This window comes from Pontibacter sp. JAM-7, from assembly GCF_048548695.2.
Classification (GTDB): domain Bacteria; phylum Pseudomonadota; class Gammaproteobacteria; order Pseudomonadales; family Balneatricaceae; genus Neptuniibacter.
In genome coordinates this window covers 137196-158933 of record NZ_JBLYIF020000002.1, presented here as the reverse complement: position 1 = coordinate 158933, position 21738 = coordinate 137196, and the positions used below count along the sequence as shown (strand labels likewise).

The following is a 21738-nucleotide window of genomic DNA, read 5'->3' as shown; positions in this document are numbered from 1 at the left end:
ACCGCAAGCACCGCCGCCTCCCGTTTTTACACACGAACGCAGGTTAGAAATATTTTTTTGGAGAGTTTTTATGTCAGGTCCAGCGCCTAAACCCACAGCGCTGAAGCTGGTGACAGGCAATGCAGGCAAACGCCCGATTAACAAGAAAGAACCAAAGCCTAGATCAGAGCGGCCAAAAGTTCCAGCCCATCTGAGTCCTAAAGCTAAAACGGCGTTCAAAAACGTCTGCGACCTGCTTGAAGATATGGGCGTGCTCACCATTGCGGATGGCATGGCGCTTGAACTGCTATGCGATGCTTACGCTGAATGGCGTGATCTGGACAAACTGATCAAATCCAAAGGCCATATCTACACAACCGTTGCCACCTCTGGCGAAGAAGTCATCAAAGGCAACCCGGCTGTGGCCATGCGGGCCGATGCCTGGAAGCGCGTCAAGTCGATGGCTGCTGAGTTCGGCCTGACCGCTGCCAGTCGCACCAAAATCCAGACCAACACCCCAGAAGAAACCGACCCGCTTGAAGAGTATCTGAAGCGTAAAAAATGAGCGCAGGCGTCCCGCAAGGCCACCAATATGCAGTGCAGGTGGTCGAGGGGGCTATAGTTGCGTGCAAATGGGTCCGGCTGGCGTGTCAGCGTTACCTGAATGACCTGAAGCGCGAAGATATCTGGTTTGACGAAGAAGACGCGCAGTTCCATCTGGATTTTTACCCGACATTCTGCACCCACGTTAAAGGCAAGCTGGCCGGACAACCGATAGAGCTTGAGCCGTGGCAGGCCTGCATCCTGATGAACGTGTTTGGCTGGAAGACGCCAGACGGCAAACGCCGGTTCAGAACCATCTACGAAGAAGTGGCGCGTAAGAACGCCAAGTCCACCAAGCTGTCAGGCGTCGGTCTGTTCATGCTCGGCTTTGATGGTGAAGGTGGGGCAGAGATTTACAGTGCTGCTACCACCCGCGACCAGGCGCGAATCGTTTGGGCGGATGCGAGAGAGATGGGGCGCAAGTCGCCACACCTGCGCAGAGCGTTTGGCTTTCATCAGAACAACATCCACCACCTGCCGAGCGCGTCAAAGTTTGAGCCGCTTTCAAGCGATGCCCAGACGCTGGATGGGAAGAACGTCCACTGCGGCCTGATTGACGAGCTACACGCGCACAAGACCCGTGAAGTGTTCGACGTAGTGGAAACCGCCACCGGTGCCCGTGAACAGCCGCTGATCTACTGTATTACCACTGCAGGCAGCAACAAGCAGGGCATCTGTTACGAGCAGCGCGACTACCTGTGCAAAGTGCTCGAAGGCGTTATACAGGATGACACCTATTTTGGCCTGATCTACACGCTGGACGAAGGCGACGACTGGACAGATGAAAACGTCTGGATCAAAGCCAACCCCAATTTAGGCGTCTCAAAGAAATGGGACGACATGCGCCGCCTCGCAAAGAAAGCGCAGGAGATGCCCACCGCCCGCAATAACTTCCTCACCAAGCACTTGAACGTGTGGGTGAATGCGGCGGTTGCCTGGCTGAACATGGAAAAGTGGGACCGCTCACCCAAAGCAGCAGACGATATTGTCCTGCAGCAGACGCCCTGTTTTATCGGCCTTGACCTTGCCAACAAGCTCGACGTTGCGGCACTGGTCATGGTGTTCATGGTCGAGGGTGGATACCACCTGAAATGCAAATTCTACCTGCCTGAAGAAGCGGTCCACATCAAGTCCCGCAGTATCGGCAACATGTACCAGGCATGGGCAGAGGCGGGCTATTTAACGCTCACCGATGGCAACGTGATCGACCACGACTACATCGAAAACGACCTCCGGCTGATTCTCTCTGAATACGACGTGAAAGAGATCGGTTTCGACCCCTGGGGATCAACCCAACTGGCCACCCATCTGCATGAAGACGGTGCGCCGATGGTGGAAGTGCCGCAGACCGTTAAAAACCTGTCTGAAGCCATGAAAGAAGTGGAAGCCGCTGTTTACTCAGGACGGCTGCACCACGGAGACAACCCGGTACTCAACTGGATGGCCTCCAACGTGACCGCCAAGGTCGATAAAAACGAAAACATATTCCCCCAGAAAGAACACGCAGACAACAAGATCGACGGCATGGTGGCATTGTTTATCGCCATCAGCCGGATCATTCGGCATGCGGATGAAGCCACCCTCTCATCACACATCGAAACACACGGAATCAGGACGCTTTAATGAAGTTTTTCTCGCGCATTCTAGGCCGCAAAGCGTCCTCGGAAGTTATCGACACGCCTGAAAAACTGGCGGCCTATCTGGGTGTAAGCGCAGAAACCTTCTCTGGCCGGTCTGTAACACCGCAAACCGCCATGCAACTGGTGACGGTGTTCGGTTGCGTCCGGGTGCTGGCCGAATCTGTTGGCATGCTGCCGTGCAAATTGATGACCCGCGAAGGCGGCATGCGTAAACCAGCAGACGATCACTCATTGTCTGAACTGCTATCCATTGCGCCGAACGACTACATGACCGCCCAGGAATTCTGGGAGCTGGCGATTGCCTGCCTATGCCTGCGGGGCAACTTCTACGCCTACAAGGTAAAGGTTATGGGGCAGGTGAAAGAGCTCCTGCCTATCGACCCGGGCGCGGTAAATCCCAAGCTGAACGATGACTGGTCTGTCGCCTACGAAATCACCTTCAGAGACGGCACAAAGGACGTACTAACGCAGGATGAAATCTGGCACGTCCGCATTATGACGCTGGACGGCCTGAACGGAGTCAACCCGGTAGCCTATGCCCGGCAAGCCATTGGTCTTGGTCTGGCTACTGAAGAGCACGGCTCTCGTCTATTCAAGAACGGTACCGTGACCAGCGGCGTACTGACAACTAAAGACGAACTCAGCAACCCGGCATTCGAAAGGCTTAAAAAGCAATTCAATGAAGATCATGGCGGTTTAACAAACGCCCACAAACCATTGATTTTAGAGATGGGTCTTGAGTGGAAGCCGACCGCCCTCAACCTTGAAGACAGTCAGTTCCTTGAGACACGCAAATTCCAGCGCGACGAGATCTGCGGCCTGTACCGCGTGCCGCCGCATCTGGTCGCCAACCTTGAGCGAGCCACTTTCAGCAACATCGAGCATCAGTCACTCAGCTTTGTGAATTACTCGCTGGTGCCGTACCTGACACGCATCGAAAGCCGCATTCGGGTAGGCCTACTCAGCAAACAAGACCGCGCCAAATACTACGCCAAATTCAACGCGGCAGCATTGCTGCGTGGCGACCTGAAGTCCCGCTACGAATCCTACGGGCAGGGCATTAACTGGGGCATTCTCAGCCCCAACGACTGCCGAGAAACCGAAGACCTTAACCCACGCCCGGGCGGCGATGTGTACCTCACCCCCATGAACATGACCACCAAACCGGAGGCAGCCAATGCTGACGACAAAACGTCTTGACGTCCCGCTGACCATCAAGGCAGTCAGCGACTCAGGTGAATTCGAGGGCTACGGCTCCGTGTTCGGCAATAAAGATTCAGATTCAGACATCGTGGTTGCGGGCGCTTTCGCTGCAAGCCTGGCCGAGTGGAACAGCAAAAACCGCTTTCCGGCCATGCTCTGGCAACACGACATGCACGAGCCCATCGGCGTGTATACCGAAATGAAAGAGGACGAACACGGCCTGTACGTGAAAGGCCGCCTCCTGATTGAGGATGACCCTCTGGCCAAGCGTGCCCATGCTCATATGAAGGCCGGCAGTCTTGGCGGTATGTCCATCGGATACCGGCTGAAGGACTGGGATTATGACGACAACAAAAACGCCTGGCTCCTGAAAGAAATCGATTTGTGGGAAGTGTCACTGGTGACATTCCCCGCCAATGAAGAAGCACGAATTTCCAACGTCAAAAGCGCACTGGATCGGGGCGTGACGCCTCGCCCATCCGACGTTGAACGCGCCCTGCGAGAGGTAGGGTTCAGCAAGTCGCAAGCCCAAGGCTTTATGGCCAAAGGCTACGACGCCATCAGCCCGCGAGATGCGGACGCAACCACCGCGCTAACACACCTTAAATCACTGATTAACCGCATCTAAGCGAGGACACAATCATGTCTGTAGATATTCAGGACGTAAAACAAGTCGCCGAAGAACTCGGCGCACGGTTTGATGAATTCAAATCGAAAAACGACAAACGCATCGACGCAATGGAAGCCGAAAAGGGCAAACTGTCTGCATCCGTAGACACCCTGAACGGCAAGCTGACTGAGCTTGATACCTACAAAAAACAGCTGGAAGAAGAACTGGCCGCCCTTAAACGCCCAGGTGCTACCGGTACGGACAAAAAAGCCCAGGCAGAGCACAAAGCTGCCTTTGATCGCTTCGTTCGTAAAGGCCATGACGACGGCCTGCGTGATCTGGAACAGAAAGCCTTTGCAACGGATTCCGATCCGGATGGCGGCTACGTTGTTCCGCAAGAAGTAGACACCATGATCGACCGCATTATGGGTGATATGGGTGCAATGCGCCGTCTGGCACAGGTGCGCTCTGTCGGTTCTGCGACCTTTAAGAAGCTGGTTAACCAGGGCGGCACTTCCTCTGGTTGGGTTGGTGAGCGCGAATCACGTCCAGAAACCGACACCCCAACGCTGAGCGCACTGGAATTTCCAGCAATGGAATTGTACGCAGAGCCAAAAGCCACCCAGTCCATGCTGGATGATGCCTATTTTGATATTGAAGGCTGGCTGGGTGATGAAGTGGGTATCGAGTTCTCTGAGAAAGAGGGCGGTGCGTTCATTACTGGCGATGCCATCAACAAACCACGCGGCATTCTGGCTTATGACACTGTGGCTAATGCCAGCTATGCCTGGGGCAAACTGGGCTATATCGCCTCTGGTGCCGCCGGTGCATTTGCGTCCTCTAACCCATCCGACAAGCTGATTAGTCTGGTGCACAGCCTTAAGCGCGGTTACCGCAACGGTGCAGCGTTCCTGATGAACGATCTGACCCTGGGCGAAGTCCGCAAGCTGAAAGACGGTCAGGGCAACTACATCTGGCGTCCGGGTTTGGAAGCAGGTCAGGCAAGTACACTGCTGGGTTACATGGCAGAGACTGACGACTTCATGCCAGACATTGGCGCGAACAGCCTGTCCATCGCCTTTGGTAACTTCAAACGCGGCTATCTGATCACTGATCGTCGTGGCGTTCAGGTGTTGCGCGATCCGTACACCAGCAAACCGTACATCAACTTCTACACCACCAAGCGCGTTGGTGGCGGTGTACAGAACTTTGAAGCCATCAAACTGATGAAGTTTGCCACTTCCTAACACGCCATAAACAGGAGACAGAATCATGCGTGATCTGAAATCAAACATCGGCGTGGTGCAGTCCATCGCGCCTGCAGCTATCACCTCAACCACTGAAGGCGCAGGCGTAGACCTGCAGGACTACGGCTCTGCTGTTGTTGTTTTCCACCCGGGCACCATCACTGACGGCACACATACGCCAACTGTTGAAGAGTCAGACGACAACTCGTCTTTCTCTGCGGTAGCAACTGCTGACCTGCAGGGCACCCTGGCTGCACTGACATCCGACACCGTCCAGCGTGTTGGCTACAAAGGCACCAAGCGGTACATCCGTGCGGTTTCGACTGTAGCAGGCGCGTCTACGGGTGGCGTGTACGGCGCAGAAGTGGTGGTCGGCAATCCGGCCGTTGGCCCAATCGCTTAACAGGGCAGGCGGTAGCAATGCCGCCTGAATTCTTATGAAAGAGTACAAGAACCTGACCGACTGGAAAGGCTCACCCACCGGTGCCGAGACGTTCTGGTATCGCAAGGATGAAACCCAGCCGCTGCCAGAATCTTTGGCGGCTGTTGCCCTGAAGGAAAAATGGGTGTCTGAAGTTAAGCCAGCGGCTAAAGCAAAAGCTGAAGATAAGTAAGCCTTAATTCAAAGCCATTCCACGAGTGGCTTTCTGTGAAGGTATCTCGCCGTGAGGCGACACGTTCCCCAAGGGAAACCCCATGAAATACAAACTCACTACAGCGCCAGCATCTGAGCCGATCAGCCTTGCCGATGCCAAACTGCATCTGCGCATTGAGTCATCCATTACCGAAGATGACGACTATATAACCGCGTTGATTGCAGCCGCCCGGCACCATGTCGAAAAGACCACTGGGCTGGCGATTATCGACCAGACATGGACGGCCTATGCCGATGCGTTCAGTGATGAAATGGAACTACTGCGTGACCTGTCATCCGTGACAGAGATTCGTTATCAGGACACCGACAACGCCCAGCAAAAACTGGCCACCAGTATCTACACCGTAGACACCGCCAGCTATGTTGGCCGGGTGGTGCTCGCCAAGGATCAGGAATGGCCGGACACCTACGAAGAGATCAACGCGGTAGAGATTGAGTTTGTGCGCGGCATCGCTGCCACCGCGACCGATGTGCCGCAAAACCTCCGCGCCGCCATGCTGCTGATTATCGGCAACCTCTACCTGAACCGCGAAACCGATGTTATTGGCGTCAGCGTGGCTGAACTGCCATTCGGCGTGAAAATGCTACTTCAGCCCTACATTCAGCCAAATATAGGATAAAGACATGGCCACCATCACAGCGACAGATATGTCATCCGGTCAGGCGACCGTTACCAAAACCACCCTGGGCGCATCTGACACGTTCACCTATGACTCTACAAAACGGCCTGTGTTGATCCTGGATAACGTCACCGGCGGCGCGCTTACCGTCACTATTGATGGCGATGGCGCGTCCACTGTGTCTGTGTCAGGTGTTGGCGCTGTTGATATCAGCGGTGGCTACTCCACTGGCTCAATCGCAGCCGGTGCACAGGTGGTTATTCCGCTGAAAGATATCAGCGCGTACCTGTCCGGCACCATCGCTGTGACCGGCGGCACCGGCATTGAGGCAGCACTGCTGGAATACTGATGCGTGCTGGCAGACTCAACACACGGATCACGCTGAAAACCGCCTCCACCGCACAGGACAGCGCCGGACGTGTCACCAAAGGGCCGGACGCCATTGTGGCTACCCTGTGGGCAGAGAAACGCCACATCAGCGGCAATGAACGCTGGGCATCCGAACACGTCACCAACACCGCTACTGTTGTGTTCCGTATCCGCTACCGCACCGACATAGAAACCAGCATGTGGATCACCCACGGCGGCACTGATTACCAAATCACTGGCCAGCCCATCGACCCGGACGGACGGCGTACCGACATGCTGATTACCTGCACAGAGGTTCAGGTGGATGGAAATTGATTTCAAAGTAGAAGGGCTTGATGAGATTGAAAAAAAACTGATTGCCCTGGGTGCTGAAACTGGCTTCAAGACACTGCGAAACGCCGCCCGTAAATCTATGCAGCCCGTATTGGATGATGCCAAAGCCAATGCGTGGGAAGACAGCGGCGACATGAAGGCATCTCTGTCTATCCGTACCCGTAAAGGCAAAGGTAAGAGCAATGCTGTTACGGCAGAGGTTGGCTCATTTAAGCGCACTCTGACAGAAAAGCAATCAGATGGCTCTAAAACAAAACGGAAGATCAACCGGCAAGACGCGAAAGTCGCAGCACAGGAATACGGCGTTAGAGGCCGAGCTCCTGAGCCATTTCTTCGGCCTGCGTTGAACGACAACGCAGAAACCGTACTGGGTATCTTCAAGAAAGCCTTGGTTAAAGCCATAGAAAAGGCCACCAAATGACCGAAGCCCAAATCTACACCCTGTTAAGCGCCGCCTTTTCAGGCACAGCAACCGTTTACAACGGCTGGCTGCCAGAGCGTGCCAACTTACCGGCGGTCACGTTTGAGTATGTCTCAGACACGCCAGAAAACACCCTGGCAGGCGACACTGGCATATCCCGTGTCCGTTACAGCTTCAGCGTCTGGGCTGATACTGGGTCCAGTGCCGACAGCCTGAAAAACACCCTGCTCAGTACCTTGGCCAGTTATTACAGGGTAGGGCTTGTTCCGTTGCACGACGAAGAGCAGAACTACTACCGCTATGCGATTGACTACACGTTTATGAGGTAACTATGGATACCCGAGAACTTCCAAAGGCAAAAGACGATCTTGAGCGCGAAATCGGACTGACTGTTCGCGACATGGTCACAAAATTCAAAAAAGAAACCGGCATTTGTGTATCGGATATCAGGATCGGCATGGAAGAAGTGACATCTATGTCTGACACCTCGCCGCAGTTTGTTGTGTCCGTTACTGAAGTCAATCTCAGTATCTAAACAACCCCGTTTTAACCCAACCCGCTCCGGCGGGTTTTTTTATGCCCGGCTTGTCGTGATGACACCCAGGTGGGCACCCAAACCACACCGCTGTGAAGCGGCACATTCCCTCGGAGGAAATACCCATGGCTGTTCTTGATGCCCAAGGCGCAACAGTTACCTTTAACGATGGCACGACAGCCCAAACCGTGGGCGGCTGTGTCTCCTTTTCTTTTGGTGATGGTCAGGCGGCTGATATTGACATCACCACCCTGGCATCCACAGCGATGGAATACCGTCAGGGGCTTCAGGATTTTGGTGATTGCACCATCGAACTGAAGCGCGACCCCAACGATGTAGGTCAGGCTGCAATGGAAACCGCCAAAGCGGCACAGGCCACCCGTGAGGTAGTGATTACCTTGCCATCTGATGACGTTGCCACGTTTAACGCTTACGTCAAATCCATCTCCAGTTCCGGCGGCGTGAATGACGTGCTGAACGGCACCGCCACCCTGAAAGTGACCGGCTCTGTTGTATGGAGCACCGTTGTATGAAGTTAACACCAAAGGCCCAGCAGCGGTTAGCGATCTGCCAAACCTGTGAGCACTTCACAGGCAAGCGCTGCCGGGTCTGCGGCTGCTTTATGAAACTCAAAACCAAACTCGAAAACGCCAACTGTCCGAAGGGGAAATGGTAATGGCACTACTCACACGCGATGCAATCCTGCAGGCCGACGATAAAAAAACCGCTGAGGTAGCGATTAAAGAGTGGGGCGGCGATGTCCGTATCCGCTCACTGTCTGCCGGTGAAAAAGGGCGGTTTGAGCAGAAGATGCTCAATAAAAATCTGGACTATTCCACGGTCCATGCGGAATACATCGCCATGATCTGCGTGGATGAGAACGGCAAAAACCTGTTCTCAGCCGCTGATGTGAAAGCCCTGTCAGACAAATCCGCCAGTGCCCTGCAGCGCATCTTTGAAGAAGGCAACAAGCTCAACAGCTTTGACGAAGACGACCTGAAGGAATTGGCAAAAAACTAACCCGGCGACCGTTCCGGCATTACCTGATTGGGCTGTCGAGACGGTTGCACACCCCTGTCTATGAACTGGAACAGCGCATGGACGTAGCCGATGTGCGCGAGCAGATGGCCTACGACCTGCTGCAAGACGAAGACTTCCGCAAACGCCTTGAAAGAGAGGCCGAACTGGAAGCCTCCCGGCAGCTCACCCCCGAGCAGCAAGCCGAAAAAATGAAAAACCACTTAGGTAAACGCCATGGCAACCATCAGTAAGCTGGTCGTATCACTGCAGGCCAACTCGGCCAAGCTGGTCACAGAGCTGAAAAAATCCCGTGGTGCTGTGGCCAACTTTGTGGATGCCGCCAAGAAAAAAGCCCAGAAGCTGAAAAAAACCTTTGCCCCCATTGCCGGTGCCATTGGTGCCATCACCAAAGCAGCACTGGCAGGGGCGGGCGCTTTGGCGGGATTTGTCACCGCGATTGCATTCAGGGCCAGTACACTCAGGCAACTGGACACGCTCTCACGGTCGCTCGGCATCAGCGTAGAAGCGCTGCAGCAGTGGCAGTACGCCGGTAAATCGGTGGGCATCGAAGCCGACAAGATGGGCGACATCTTCAAAGACGTATCTGACAAGCTGGGTGATTTTCTAGTTACCGGCGGGGGCGCTGCGGCTGATTTGTTCGACCAGCTTGGCCTGAGCATTAAGGACTTTGTTGGCCTGTCACCGGATCAGGCGCTGCTGAAAATCGGCAAAGCCATCGAGCCGCTGACCCAGCAGGAAAAAGTGTTCTTTCTGGAAGCTATTGCAGGCGATGCCGCATACCTTCTGCCTTTGCTTGACCGAAATGCCGAAGCGTTCCGCAAATTCTCAGCCGAGGCAGAAAAGGCCGGGCTGATTATTGATTCCAAAGCGGTATCTGCCGCCACTCGTTTCAGTACCTCAATCGACAACCTACTTGTACGCAGTAAAGCTTTCTGGTCGCACTTGACTGGTCAGCTTTCTGGCCCGCTGGATGTTTTGACTCAGGAAATAATCGAATGGGTGGATAGCTTTGGCGGGGTGGATCAGGCTGCAAAAAAGGCGGCAGGATTCGTCCTGGAAGCTATCAGGACAATCCTGACAGCAGGGGCTGGCTTGATAACCTTCTTTGCGAACCTTGACACCTACCTTGCAAAGATTGAGCTCCGGTTAAATAAACTCCTTCTTATTGAGGACAAGTTTGCCAAATATTATCCAGCAGCAATGGTGGGAAGATTATTTACTGGGGAAGATATTGATAAGCAGATCGCGGAGAGAGAGAAAAAAATAGCAGATCTTGAAAGTGATATAAAAAATAATAATGAAGCAGCCAAAACTCTTGAAGACTTTCAAGCTGAAGCCCAGGCGCTTTATGAAAAGATGGTTGCTGGCTTAAATGATCCAGTTGACGATAACACAGACTCAAATAATGATAATACTGACGCAACTGGCAAGAACACTGATGCTTTAGGTGGTGTAGAGGCCGCGCTTAATCGCTATCGTCAAAATCAATTAGGCGACAATATCACCACCGGCAGCGGTGGTACAGGCGTAGTCGATACAGACCGGATCTTTGGCCGGGCCAGTCAGGACAATCTGAAAAGCAGCAAGAGTTTTGAGGATTCCGCCAAGCGCTTTTCCGACTCCATCAAAGCCGGTTACATCACCGCCGACAGTGCCACCACAAGCGTTGCACTGCTGCAGCGTCACATCGCCACCCTGGCACTGGACAACGCCCGTTTAGGTGGAGAGAACTTCGACATTGAAGGCATGAAGGCCGTGGTCGATCAACTGGCACAAATGGCCAAGGATCAGTTGGAAGGCAAAAACGCGCCGGTTACGCTGCAAGACTATCAGGCCATGTTCGAGCGAGCGGCACAGGCGGGGCGTAATGCGTCTATCGAGTCCGCACAGAAACAAGTGCAGGCCATCGAGGCATCTACGAATGATATCGTCCGCAGCATCGAGAACGGGCGTCAGTCGTTCAGTAATGTTGCGCCTGAAAAATCTCAGACCGATGCGCAGCAGGTAATGGCTGAATACAACCGCCAGAAATACCTGCAGCCGATTGAAGATGCTGGACGAACCTTTGAGCAGGTCATGGGGAATATTCGCTACCAGTCTGAGCAGATGGGCAAAGCCATGCGCGGCAGCGCAGAGGGCGAAGCAAAAACCTTCAACAGCCTGAACCAACCACAGACCCAATCCATGGGCAGCCTGACCCTCGAACTGATGGGCGATGGCAAAAATCTGTCTGGCAAAGTCCTGGCAGACCCTGCCTTCATCCGTGAAGTGAAACAACTGGCCCGCGAAGAAGCGGCATCAGAAGCCCGCGCTGTCGATCAGTAATTCCCAAACCTCCTATTTCCCAACCCGCTTCGGCGGGTTTTTGCGTTTAGAGGCCCGCAATGCCGAGTTTTAACCTTTTTACCGACACATCGTTAAGCACCGCCTACGGTGGCACCAGTGCGTTTGTGCATAAGACGGATTTCTCCGACAACGATCAGGATTTTGTGCTCTACCTCGGCAGTCCGCTGACCGGTCGGCAGTTGCAGGCCAACAGCAACCCGGGCACCGATAACATCACCCTGACCCCCACCGACACGCTCACCGATTGGACGGTTGCCACGGAGGCAGCGGTAGGGGATCTGATCGAGCCCAGCACCCCCAACGATTACATGTACATCTGTGTGACCGCCGGCACCACCGATGCCAGCACAGAGCCGACATGGACCACCACCGTGGGCGACCAGTTTAACGACAACGGCGTGATCTGGGAGTGCTACGGCAAAAAGCACAAAACCACAGAGATCAAACTGGCCACCACATCTGCCGGGCTCGACTCTGCCACCGCCGGTGCGGCGCTGTCGCTGGGAACTACCATCAGCAGCGGCACGGCCAACAAGATCGAGATCCACGTGCGCCTCACCAATGCCGTGAACCACGTCACCAACACCACTGGCAAACCAAACATAACGCTCACTTTCAACGAGCCAATCGAGACGGCGGCATAACATGGCAGGGCGCAAATACCAGAACTTTTACGGCGATACAATCAGCACCGGATCGGTCGGCACCGGCGACACCAGCTTTGATGTCAATACCGCCCCGGATGCACTCGGCACCGATGAATACTACATCGCCAAGCTGACCGACAGCCTCACCAGCCCCACCAAAACCGAGCTGATCAAAATCACCGGCATCAGCACCAACACGCTCACCGTGGTGCGTGCACAGGAAGGCACCACAGCGCAGAGTTGGAGCAGCGGCGACATCATCGAAATTGTGGCAACCGCCAGCAGTTTTGAAAACCCAGACAACCCCACGTTCAACGATTACACCGAATCAACCAGCAGCGCCGCTGGCACCGTGATCAAATCCAGCGGCCAGTTGATTTGGGAACGTACCCTAACCGCCAACACCACCTTCACCGATGGCCTGAGTAACGGGCAAAGCGTGACCCAGCATTTATACGATGCCGACACCTACACCCCCACCTGGCCAACCTACACCCTGGTGGGCGACACCGCCCTCAGCGGCCTGCCTGCCGCCTGCGTGATTGTGTGGTGGAAAACCGGCGGCGTGTTGTACGGGCAGTATGGCGGGGTGATCAACTGATGCTGGCCCGGCGACTGATAGCGGGTGCCAACAATGGTAGTTTTCACCCGTCTGATCTGTTCGCAAATGGTGAAGAGGGCGGGTCATGGATACCTGCAGAAACCTCAACTTTGTGGCAAGACACCGCTGCCACAACTGCGGTATCCGCCGATGGCGATCCGGTTCAGCGTATAGATGATATTTCGGGCAACGGTAATCATCTAACCAACGCCTCTACACCCCCGACCTATAAAACTGCCAGCAGCCTGCATTGGTTACTGTTTGACGGTGTAGACGATTACCTGGTGTCAGGCACGCTGGGCAGTAACGTCATGACGGGCAGCGGCTTCATGTGCGTTGCGGTGAGCAACGACAACGCCAATGAAGTGGGTATTGCGCTGCTAGAAGAGGGTGTCAGCAATAGCCAGAAGCGCGTTTATGTGGCAAGTGATACGCGCACCAGTAAGCGCTTTTATTACTATGGGCCTGACACAACAAACCGTTATCTGGACCGTGACTCAGAACTGGATACAGATGTTCATGTCCTGAGCGCAGAGAATGATGCTGATGCGCACTCAGCCTATACAGACAGCGGCGCCGAGTCGGGCTCTATTTCATCATCAGCCACGTTTGGTGAGTCAACCCGGATTAGCATGGGGCGACAGACCTATTCCGGCGGGTCACTGTATCTGGATGGCAATATGTATGGCGCACTGATTATTGATCGGGCGCTAACCAGCGCAGAACAAACCAACCTCGAAAACTATTTCGCAGCGCTTGCGGGGTTATAATGAGCAGATACACCAACGGCACCGACACTCACCCATTCAAATGGTTTGAAACTACCTACCCAAACAAAAGCCTGCCCCGCAACCCGGAGCACTGGGATATACCAGACGGCCCGTGGTGGTTTGCGCCATCGCTGCCTGCGCCTGAAATACCCATTGAGCAGCGCATTAAATCCCGCCGTATTCAGGCCATGAACGCAGGCACCACATTCAACGGCATGATTGTAGAAACAGACGACATCAGTCAGCAGCGGATTACCGGGGCAGCCATGGCGGCGTTTCTGGACGGTACGCTGGTCACGCACTGGAAAACGCCCGAGGGCTTTATGCCACTGACAGCGCCGGTCATCATTCAGGTGGCCACTCATGTGGGCAAGTTCGTGCAGGCCTGCTACAACCGCGAAAAAGCCCTGCTGGAAATGGAAAACCCCACTCATGCCGATATCGATTCCGGCTGGCCCAGCTAACCCCTAAACCGCCCAGAGTGCCCGCATGTCTCAATCCCTTGGTCGTAACGCCCTCGGCACGATTCCCGTTGGCGGCTATGGTGTGTCTGGCTATACCAGCGAGGTGTATACCCTCACCAGCATTGCCATTGAGCAATCAGTTGAAGAGGTCGTCACCCTTAGCAGCGTTGCCATTGAGCAGAACGTCGGCCAGCCCGTACCACTGAGCATCGCTATTGAGCAAAGCGTAGAACTGCGCGAGGTGTTCACGCTCACCAGTATTGGTATCGAGCAAAACGTACAGGCGGTGTACACCCTCACCACCATTGGCATTGAACAGAGCGTTACGCAAAGCATCGGCCCGGCAAAACCGTGGGATCTGCTGCTGCGGGTTGGCACACAGGTGATCCCGGCTGATCAGATGATCCGCACCATCACCATCACCCGGGGCGAGGGCGATGCGGCCCTGATGGATGCATCACTGCGCCCACCGCGTGGCACACAAAACCTGATCCAGTACCAGGGCAAACCGGTCACGCTGGACGTGATCGAAAACGGCACGACCATCACTCGTGTATATACCGGCGTGGTGGACATCCCAGAGATCGACCTGATCCCCGGTCACATCATGCTGCGCTGTACCGACCGGCGCACCGAACAAAATAACGGGCTGGAACGCAGCTTTGTTGACGGCATTGGCTACCACTCGCTGGCGGTGTTCAATGAGCCAGACGACCAGCACGAAGAGATCCAGCAGCGGCTGGAAACCGTAGAGGCCTCATTAGACTATGACGCCTACGGCAAGCCGCACCTGACCAGCTGGACACCCAAAGCCACCCCGGACTTTACCCTGGGCGATTCCGACATCTACCGCCGACAGCCTAAAGTGGTGATTGCCAACCGTGGCCGCATTATCAACCGGGTCGACATCACATTCGAGCGGCAATACAAACGCCTGCGCCACCGCGAGCGCAACTTCAGTTTTGATTCAGACCTGACGGCCTGCGAGTACGGCGCATGGGGTCTGCCACCGCGCACCCAGATGCTACGCTCGGCCATCGAGTCTGCAGGCTGGCCACACACCAACCTAAGCATCACCGGGCTGGATGATTCCGGTATCTATAACTGCTACGGCAGCCGGATTGTCTGGAGCACCAAACAGTTCAACGCTGAACTGCAGCCAAAGAAAGACGAAAACGACCAGCAGGTGTATGACGCTGATAACAACCCGGTCTACGAGCAGGTGAGCCGCAGTACCACTGATGTGAAAAGCGCCTTTGCCAGCGCTGCTACCTGGACAGCCGCCACCCGGTTTGTGCAGAACATCAGCGAGCAGATCACCGTTTCCATCCAGTCGCCCGACAGCATCGCCCAGTATGGCGAAGTCAAACGCCAGAACTCCCACGGCATCCGCAGCGACTACGATCAGGAAGCGTTTGAGGATTTCGATAGCTACGCCGCGCCCATGTCAGGCATGGTTCAATCTGCCAACGGTGATTGGGTGATGGATGCCGACGGTATGGATGGAGCCGATGAAGACTGGCGCGACATGACCTGGTGCGCCATCCGAAAAGGCATGACCACCGTGCGCGGCAGCCACCGGGCCAACCGGGTGAATCTACAAATCCCTATTTTGCCACAGGTCGACCTGCGCCACACCATCGAGACCACCGCCGGTCGTATTCAGTGCAAAGGCAAAGTGGCCCGGGTGCAGCATACGTTTGACTGCGGCGCATCACGCGAAGCGGTGACAGAGATCGAAATCGCCCTTAGCCGGGTAGACGGCACGTTCAGCGGCGATGGCGCAGTGCTGGTATATCGCCCAGCTGTAACAGACCCGAACGACACACCGTCAACCATTCAATTTGGCACCCACACCATCCCGATTGGTGGCACGCAGGACGAAAACTGGAACGGCTACATCTTCCAGAAACTGCAGGACCGGGCGCCCATCGACTTTAAAACCCCCGTGGCACTGATCATCGACACCCCCGACATCGACGACAACAGCCGCGAAAACCGAGACGTAACCGCCAGTCAGACAGAACAGATTGGTATTCGGAATGATTTATTGACGGTGGTGTTTGAGTAGGAAAGCCGGGAGTTATCGCAAGCTCGTTACTGTATGCCTACAGCCCGGTGACTCTTGATAGTTTGGCTTCACTTGCCGATATGCGCACTTTCAGCATCTGCCCAGGCTCTCTCCCAATAGCCTGAATCTAAATTATAGCAAAATTACTAAACCTAAGAAGGTTTTTAAGGCAACTTATGAGCCGCTACGCAGAAAACATCCGCCGCATTGTAGGCATTAAAAACACCAATGGCGGCATCGATGCACAAGACGAACTGTCGCCCATCAGAGGCCGCCGAGGTATCGCCTACTTCAATGCAGACGGCACCATCGGCAGTTCATCCGGCAGCACCGGCTCAGACGGCAGCACCCCCACCACCCAGCCCGATGACGCACAGAGCGGCGACCAGGCGGCAACCTCCGACAGCACCACCGGCAGCACCACATCCGGCGGAGGCGGGGGCAGCCTACCCGCCGACAGCGGCACAACCAGCAACCCAGCTGCGGGGAACTCAGTCGATGCGGACGACCTCTTCGGCGGCTCACTCGGTGTAGGCGACAGCTTCAGCTCCATGGGCGGCCTGTTTGAATGCGGCACAACTAAAGAATTCCAGCTCAACTTCGATGGCCAATGGCCAGATATAGACGGCTGGGATGATCCCGATACGCTCCCGCCGGTAGATGACGGCACGTTTGAGGCAGGGTATTTCTGGTACTGGCCGGGAGCCTTTGGTGGTGCCGAACAATCAATTGCCCCAACCGCAACCGAAGCAGCTCAGAACGCCGTATCATTAAACGCAGCGTGGAGCAGCCTGGTCAGCGTGGGCGACCCATATCCTGAAGGGCATATAACATTAGGCTACACGTCCGATATGGTTGCTGTCGCTACATTCAATAAAACAAGCGGCGGCACGGCAACATGGGGAATTTATAGAGCCATCTGCGGATCCAGCAGCGGGGGGGTTGCTGAACCAGCAACCTGCGTGACAGGCCTGCCAAATTACGAGACCAAATGGCCATCAGACGGCGTAACCCAGCTGGCCTTCAATGCCGAAACAGCAAAATGGGAAAGCAGCGCCTACGATCCCGACACCCCAGCCAACTACCAGCAGCCAAAATCCATGGTCTGCCTCTGCAGCGCATCAGGTGACAACATCTGCTCAACCGCCACCAAAGACGGCGAAGCCATCACCATCAACTACGACAAAGGCATCTACATCGTCCGCGGTCAAGACGGCAAAATCAAAGCCGCAGGCGGCATGTCAGACCTGAATAGCTGGCTGCCGTAATGGTCGCCATCGCGCTGCATGATTGCCGGTTGAAGATCGATCGGGCACCGCATTGATGAAAAAATAAAAATAATTCATCATAAACCCATCAATTGCTCTATAGCCCAATAATATAGGCATAGTTCGAGTCCGGTCTCGGGCACCATATACACCCATGATCCATTAGTTATTCCAGCACGTCTGGGGAGAATGTTACATCTCTCCCTTGACTCATTTCTGCTCGCATATTTCTTTGTACACAACCCGATGCACTGTCATAGAATCAATCTATGTTGCAGTCTGAACAAACTTATCTCATACACGTTACCGGACTTGTTCAGGGGGTGGGTTTTCGTCCGTTCGTTTGGCGGCTAGCACGTGAGATGGGCTTGCGGGGCTGTGTATATAATGCTCCAGCCGGTGTAAAAATTCGGCTCAATGCAGATACCGCATCTCTTGCGGCCTTTATGCAATGTCTGGAAGATGATGCCCCCGCGCTGGCACGCGTCGATAGTGTTCAGGCACAAGCCATCGCCTCGGCCTCTTATGATTCATTTGACATTATCGCCAGTCAGCAAGGCGAGGCCAGCACCGGGTGTCCGCCGGATGCCGCTACTTGCGCTAACTGCCTGGCAGAGTTAATTGACCCGGCCAACCGCCGTTTCGGTTATCCGTTTATCAATTGTACTGACTGTGGACCCCGGCTGAGCATTATCCGCAGGATTCCCTACGACCGGGAATATACAACCATGGCTAATTTTGATCAGTGCGCTGCCTGTCTGGTCGAATATCACGATCCGGCGAATCGCCGCTTTCATGCCCAGCCCAATGCCTGTGCTGCATGCGGACCTCAAGTCTGGCTTGAAGATCGCTCAGGCAGCAGAGTCGCGGCGCGAGATGTATTTGCATATCTGAGTGCAGCCGTGCTTGAAGGAATGATCATAGCGGTAAAGGGCTTAGGCGGGTTTCATTTGGCCTGTGATGCCACCAACGCAGAAGCTGTCGAGAAACTGCGCACACGGAAACAGCGCCCTGATAAACCCTTTGCGCTGATGGTGAAAAATAGCGATATCCTGCAACAGTATGCGGTTGTCGATACTGCTGGCGAGGCTGCGATCCGTAGTCGTGCCGCACCGGTAGTACTGTTTGACCTGGTGTCAGTCAGCACTCCTCCAATTGCCCAAAATGTCGCGCCGGGTCAGTATCAACTTGGTTTTATGCTGCCGTATACCCCAATTCATCACCTGCTGTTACAGGGTATTGATAGGCCGCTTATTATGACCAGTGGCAACCGTTCCGGCAGCCCGCAGGTTATCAGTAATCAAGCTGCACATGCGCAGCTCGGTGACATGGCAGACCTGTTTCTGATGCATGACCGTCCGATTGAGAATCGCGTGGATGATTCTGTTATCCGGCAGGTGGCGGGGACTACTCACTTTCTACGCCGGGCAAGGGGATATGCACCCACGTCGCTGCCATTACCCAGAGGGTTTGAGGATGCTCCAGATCTGGTTGCCTTAGGCGGAGAACTGAAAAGTACCCTGTGTTTATTGCAGTCAGGCCGGGCAATAATTACCCAGCACCTGGGTGACCTCGAAGATTACAGCACTTACCAGCAGTATCAGAACACTCTGCAGCTGTATGCAAATTTATATCAATTCAATACCGATCTGTACGTATGCGACTTGCATCCGGAATACCTGTCGAGCAAGTTTGGTGTGCAGCTCAGTGAGCAGGGCAAGCAGTTATCCCGGGTTCAGCATCATCATGCTCACCTGGCTGCCTGCCTGGGTGACAATGGTTACCCACGCGCTGCTGAGCCGGTTCTGGGTATCTGTATGGACGGCACCGGCTTTGGGCTAGATGAAAGTCTGTGGGGCGGCGAATTCCTGTTAGGAAGTTATCGCCAGTGTGAGCGGCTTGCGCATATTAAAGCGTTTCCGCTTGTTGGAGGCAGCAAAGCCATTATCGAGCCCTGGCGCTGTTTGTACGCGCAATTAAAACAGGCTTTTCCCGGTGAGGACATTCAGGGTTATCAGACATGCTTCCCACCCTTGGCATCGCCGAGTTGTGCCACTTTTGCACACATGATTGCCAAAGATCTCAATTGTCCAATGACCACTTCCGCTGGACGGTTATTTGATGCGGTCGCGGCGGCACTGGGCTGCCATGCTGAGCAAATCAGTTACGAGGGGCAGGCGGCGATCGAACTGGAAACCCTGGCGCAGAGCGGTGATCCTGCGGTGAAACCTTACCCCTTTGTCATTATCGGTCATGAGATTGATCCTGCCCGTTGTTGGCAGGCTTTGATCAATGACCTTAACCTGCAACGCGTATCCAAGGCAGATATGGCGCTGGCATTCCACAAAGGTTTTGCCAAGGTGCTGGTAGAGATGGTCTGCCAGTTGCACCGACAGCACAGCTTTACCACTGTTGCGCTCAGTGGCGGCGTAATGCAGAACACAATTCTTCTGCAGCTCCTGCAAACGGATCTGGCAGCCGCCAATTTCAGGGTGCTCTGTCACCAGCAGCTGCCTGCAAATGATGCCGGTTTGTCGTTCGGTCAGGCATTGATTGCTGCATCCCAACAGCTAGCTTAGTGGCGGTAAGTGGGTAAGCAGCGCAATTGCAGAACACTTCAATTTCCTTTCTCTTGTTTTGCTCAAACTGAATAGCTATTTCCTGCAACCAGATAACTACTTATTGCGCTAGATCAGAGGTCATTTAAGACGAGTTAAACTATTGTTTATACAGACGGATGGCCATTGTCTCAGCTACAGGCATAGCCTGATCCGGCGTGTGGAGCTGTCGGCATATATTGCGCACCGCATTAAGGATTATCACATTGCTGCCCCTGCAGATTGGAACTTTCATCCACGCGGGTTGCTTCGCTGATTAAGCGGCCAGATCCGGGGGTTGATTGGCAGCTGGAATTGGACACAGAAAATGCATGAAATGTCGATTGCTGAAGCGATCATTCAGGTGCTTGAAGAGCAGGCTGCAGCTCAGCATTACAGCCGGGTAAAAGCGGTCTGGCTTGAAATTGGCCCTTTAGCAATGATTGAACCTGGGTCACTGCAGTTCTGTTTTGGCGCAGTGACGCAAAACAGTCTGGCAGAAGCGGCAATATTACACATTATAAATATACCCGGTGAAGCGCTCTGCATGCAGTGCCGGAAAACAGTTCCTGTCGAAAACCGTTACGATGCGTGCAAGGTATGCGGTAGCCGTCAGTTGCAGGTTACTCAGGGTGAAGAGATGCGAATTAAAGAGCTGGAGGTTGAGTAATTATGTGTACCGTTTGCGGCTGCTCAGAGGGCGAAGTGACAGTTGAGGGCCAGCAGCATCGTACTGATGAGCACCCGGATGCACATTCCCACAGCCATGCCCACTGTGCTGATCATCATGCAGATAATGAGAACCTTCAGGTTAAAGGTGACAATATGCATTTTGGTAAGGGTCCTGCCCGTGCGCATGTCGCTGGTCTTAGCCAGTCTCGAATGGTGCAGATAGAGCAGGATATTCTAGGTAAGAATACTCTTTATGCTGAACACAACCGGAAACATTTTGCACAACACTCGCTGTTTGTTCTCAATCTTGTATCCAGCCCCGGGTCAGGCAAAACAACTCTGTTGACCGAAACCATTACCCGAATAAAAGCAAAGTACAGGGTTGCGGTGATTGAAGGAGATCAGCAAACCGCTCATGATGCGGATCGCATTCGTGAGACCGGCGTTCAAGCGATTCAGGTGAATACCGGTAAAGGCTGTCACCTTGACGCCCACATGGTGGGTCATGCCATGGAAAATTTTACTGATATACAAGGCGGCCTGCTGTTTATAGAAAATGTTGGTAACCTGGTTTGCCCCGCTGCTTTTGACCTTGGCGAAGCCAGCAAAGTTGTCATTTTGTCGGTGACCGAGGGTGAAGATAAACCGCTGAAATACCCTGATATGTTTCATGCTTCAGATCTGATGATTCTGAATAAAATAGATTTATTACCCTATCTGGATTTTGATGTTGCCCGCTGTATCGACTATGCCAAACAGGTTAATCCGAATATCAAAGTGTTGCAGCTGTCGGCGCGTTCCGGGGAGGGTATGCAAGCCTGGATTGAATGGTTAGATGAGCATCGTAGAGCGATAATCCAGCAGCGTATCGACACGTTGCAGCATGAGGTCGAGCAAGTCAGGGCGTTATTATGATGGATGATTCACAAAGGCCAGCCATTCTGCGGTTGCATCACACAGTGTGGTCATCGTCATGTTTCATTGTGTCCTTATGCTATAGGGTATTCGTTGCCTGCGTTTCAGGGCAGGTATGGCACGCTTTCTCA

General features: G+C 54.2%; 27 protein-coding genes. All 27 read left to right on the top strand.

The genetic code is table 11. From position 1 onward, the window contains the following. Nucleotides 1–70: 70 nt before the first annotated feature. The 27 genes from ACFVYJ_RS02955 (at nucleotide 71) to hypB (ending at nucleotide 21607) form a co-directional block, all read left to right on the top strand. Nucleotides 71–544, top strand: a complete 474-nt coding sequence (locus tag ACFVYJ_RS02955) for a phage terminase small subunit P27 family (RefSeq protein WP_419413796.1) — start codon at nucleotides 71–73, stop codon at nucleotides 542–544. Then, nucleotides 541–2205, top strand: coding sequence for a terminase large subunit (locus tag ACFVYJ_RS02950; protein WP_419413797.1), 1665 nt, complete (start codon nucleotides 541–543; stop codon nucleotides 2203–2205). The genes ACFVYJ_RS02955 and ACFVYJ_RS02950 overlap by 4 nt, the downstream gene beginning before the upstream one ends. Beyond that, a complete protein-coding gene (locus ACFVYJ_RS02945; protein WP_419413798.1) occupies nucleotides 2205–3422 on the top strand; it encodes a phage portal protein in 1218 nt (405 codons plus the stop codon). The genes ACFVYJ_RS02950 and ACFVYJ_RS02945 overlap by 1 nt, the downstream gene beginning before the upstream one ends. Continuing rightward, nucleotides 3400–4053, top strand: a complete 654-nt coding sequence (locus tag ACFVYJ_RS02940; protein WP_419413799.1) for an HK97 family phage prohead protease — start codon at nucleotides 3400–3402, stop codon at nucleotides 4051–4053. The genes ACFVYJ_RS02945 and ACFVYJ_RS02940 overlap by 23 nt, the downstream gene beginning before the upstream one ends. A 14-nt stretch (nucleotides 4054–4067) precedes the next feature. Next, entirely contained in the window at nucleotides 4068–5282 is a 1215-nt protein-coding gene (locus ACFVYJ_RS02935) for a phage major capsid protein (protein ID WP_419413800.1), read from the top strand. 25 nt (nucleotides 5283–5307) lie between these two features. Next, nucleotides 5308–5685 (top strand): hypothetical protein, encoded by a 378-nt coding sequence (locus tag ACFVYJ_RS02930; protein WP_419413801.1) that lies wholly within the window; start codon nucleotides 5308–5310, stop codon nucleotides 5683–5685. 34 nt (nucleotides 5686–5719) lie between these two features. Beyond that, nucleotides 5720–5896 carry a hypothetical protein gene (locus ACFVYJ_RS02925; protein WP_419413802.1) on the top strand — a complete coding sequence of 59 codons (177 nt, stop codon included), beginning with the start codon at nucleotides 5720–5722 and terminating at the stop codon, nucleotides 5894–5896. Nucleotides 5897–5978: 82 nt separating this feature from the next. Continuing rightward, nucleotides 5979–6557, top strand: coding sequence for a head-tail connector protein (locus ACFVYJ_RS02920; RefSeq protein ID WP_419413803.1), 579 nt, complete (start codon nucleotides 5979–5981; stop codon nucleotides 6555–6557). Nucleotides 6558–6561: 4 nt separating this feature from the next. Continuing rightward, nucleotides 6562–6906, top strand: a complete 345-nt coding sequence (locus ACFVYJ_RS02915) for a hypothetical protein (protein ID WP_419413804.1) — start codon at nucleotides 6562–6564, stop codon at nucleotides 6904–6906. Then, the gene (locus tag ACFVYJ_RS02910; RefSeq protein WP_419413805.1) at nucleotides 6906–7241 is read left to right on the top strand and encodes a phage head closure protein; all 336 of its coding nucleotides are present in this window, start codon (nucleotides 6906–6908) and stop codon (nucleotides 7239–7241) included. Before ACFVYJ_RS02915 ends, ACFVYJ_RS02910 begins: the two co-directional genes overlap by 1 nt. Further along, a complete protein-coding gene (locus ACFVYJ_RS02905) occupies nucleotides 7231–7680 on the top strand; it encodes an HK97-gp10 family putative phage morphogenesis protein (protein WP_419413806.1) in 450 nt (149 codons plus the stop codon). Before ACFVYJ_RS02910 ends, ACFVYJ_RS02905 begins: the two co-directional genes overlap by 11 nt. Then, nucleotides 7677–8009, top strand: coding sequence for a tail completion protein gp17 (gene gp17 / locus ACFVYJ_RS02900; protein ID WP_419413807.1), 333 nt, complete (start codon nucleotides 7677–7679; stop codon nucleotides 8007–8009). The genes ACFVYJ_RS02905 and gp17 overlap by 4 nt, the downstream gene beginning before the upstream one ends. Before the next feature lie 2 nt (nucleotides 8010–8011). Then, on the top strand, nucleotides 8012–8215 hold the full coding sequence (locus ACFVYJ_RS02895) for a hypothetical protein (RefSeq protein ID WP_419413808.1): 204 nt from the start codon (nucleotides 8012–8014) through the stop codon (nucleotides 8213–8215). Between the two features lie 125 nt (nucleotides 8216–8340). After that, nucleotides 8341–8748, top strand: a complete 408-nt coding sequence (locus tag ACFVYJ_RS02890; RefSeq protein ID WP_419413809.1) for a phage tail tube protein — start codon at nucleotides 8341–8343, stop codon at nucleotides 8746–8748. After that, on the top strand, nucleotides 8730–8891 hold the full coding sequence (locus tag ACFVYJ_RS02885; RefSeq protein ID WP_463254850.1) for a DUF6171 family protein: 162 nt from the start codon (nucleotides 8730–8732) through the stop codon (nucleotides 8889–8891). Before ACFVYJ_RS02890 ends, ACFVYJ_RS02885 begins: the two co-directional genes overlap by 19 nt. After that, nucleotides 8891–9235, top strand: coding sequence for a hypothetical protein (locus tag ACFVYJ_RS02880; protein ID WP_419413811.1), 345 nt, complete (start codon nucleotides 8891–8893; stop codon nucleotides 9233–9235). The genes ACFVYJ_RS02885 and ACFVYJ_RS02880 overlap by 1 nt, the downstream gene beginning before the upstream one ends. A 77-nt stretch (nucleotides 9236–9312) precedes the next feature. Then, complete coding sequence (locus ACFVYJ_RS02875; RefSeq protein ID WP_419413812.1) at nucleotides 9313–9486, top strand: hypothetical protein; 174 nt, start codon at nucleotides 9313–9315, stop codon at nucleotides 9484–9486. After that, nucleotides 9470–11581, top strand: coding sequence for a hypothetical protein (locus ACFVYJ_RS02870; protein WP_419413813.1), 2112 nt, complete (start codon nucleotides 9470–9472; stop codon nucleotides 11579–11581). Before ACFVYJ_RS02875 ends, ACFVYJ_RS02870 begins: the two co-directional genes overlap by 17 nt. Before the next feature lie 59 nt (nucleotides 11582–11640). Next, the gene (locus ACFVYJ_RS02865) at nucleotides 11641–12246 is read left to right on the top strand and encodes a hypothetical protein (protein ID WP_419413814.1); all 606 of its coding nucleotides are present in this window, start codon (nucleotides 11641–11643) and stop codon (nucleotides 12244–12246) included. Between the two features lies 1 nt (nucleotide 12247). Further along, nucleotides 12248–12850, top strand: coding sequence for a hypothetical protein (locus tag ACFVYJ_RS02860; protein ID WP_419413815.1), 603 nt, complete (start codon nucleotides 12248–12250; stop codon nucleotides 12848–12850). Further along, nucleotides 12850–13620 carry a hypothetical protein gene (locus ACFVYJ_RS02855; protein WP_419413816.1) on the top strand — a complete coding sequence of 257 codons (771 nt, stop codon included), beginning with the start codon at nucleotides 12850–12852 and terminating at the stop codon, nucleotides 13618–13620. The genes ACFVYJ_RS02860 and ACFVYJ_RS02855 overlap by 1 nt, the downstream gene beginning before the upstream one ends. After that, on the top strand, nucleotides 13620–14084 hold the full coding sequence (locus tag ACFVYJ_RS02850; protein ID WP_419413817.1) for a DUF4376 domain-containing protein: 465 nt from the start codon (nucleotides 13620–13622) through the stop codon (nucleotides 14082–14084). Before ACFVYJ_RS02855 ends, ACFVYJ_RS02850 begins: the two co-directional genes overlap by 1 nt. Before the next feature lie 25 nt (nucleotides 14085–14109). Next, nucleotides 14110–16155 carry a hypothetical protein gene (locus ACFVYJ_RS02845; RefSeq protein WP_419413818.1) on the top strand — a complete coding sequence of 682 codons (2046 nt, stop codon included), beginning with the start codon at nucleotides 14110–14112 and terminating at the stop codon, nucleotides 16153–16155. Nucleotides 16156–16331: 176 nt separating this feature from the next. Further along, complete coding sequence (locus tag ACFVYJ_RS02840) at nucleotides 16332–17423, top strand: hypothetical protein (RefSeq protein ID WP_419413819.1); 1092 nt, start codon at nucleotides 16332–16334, stop codon at nucleotides 17421–17423. 269 nt (nucleotides 17424–17692) lie between these two features. Beyond that, on the top strand, nucleotides 17693–20002 hold the full coding sequence (gene hypF, locus ACFVYJ_RS02835; protein ID WP_419413820.1) for a carbamoyltransferase HypF: 2310 nt from the start codon (nucleotides 17693–17695) through the stop codon (nucleotides 20000–20002). Between the two features lie 346 nt (nucleotides 20003–20348). Continuing rightward, nucleotides 20349–20690 carry a hydrogenase maturation nickel metallochaperone HypA gene (hypA, locus tag ACFVYJ_RS02830; protein WP_419413821.1) on the top strand — a complete coding sequence of 114 codons (342 nt, stop codon included), beginning with the start codon at nucleotides 20349–20351 and terminating at the stop codon, nucleotides 20688–20690. A 2-nt stretch (nucleotides 20691–20692) separates the two neighbouring features. Then, entirely contained in the window at nucleotides 20693–21607 is a 915-nt protein-coding gene (hypB, locus tag ACFVYJ_RS02825; protein ID WP_419413822.1) for a hydrogenase nickel incorporation protein HypB, read from the top strand. The last annotated feature ends 131 nt before the right edge of the window (nucleotides 21608–21738 follow it).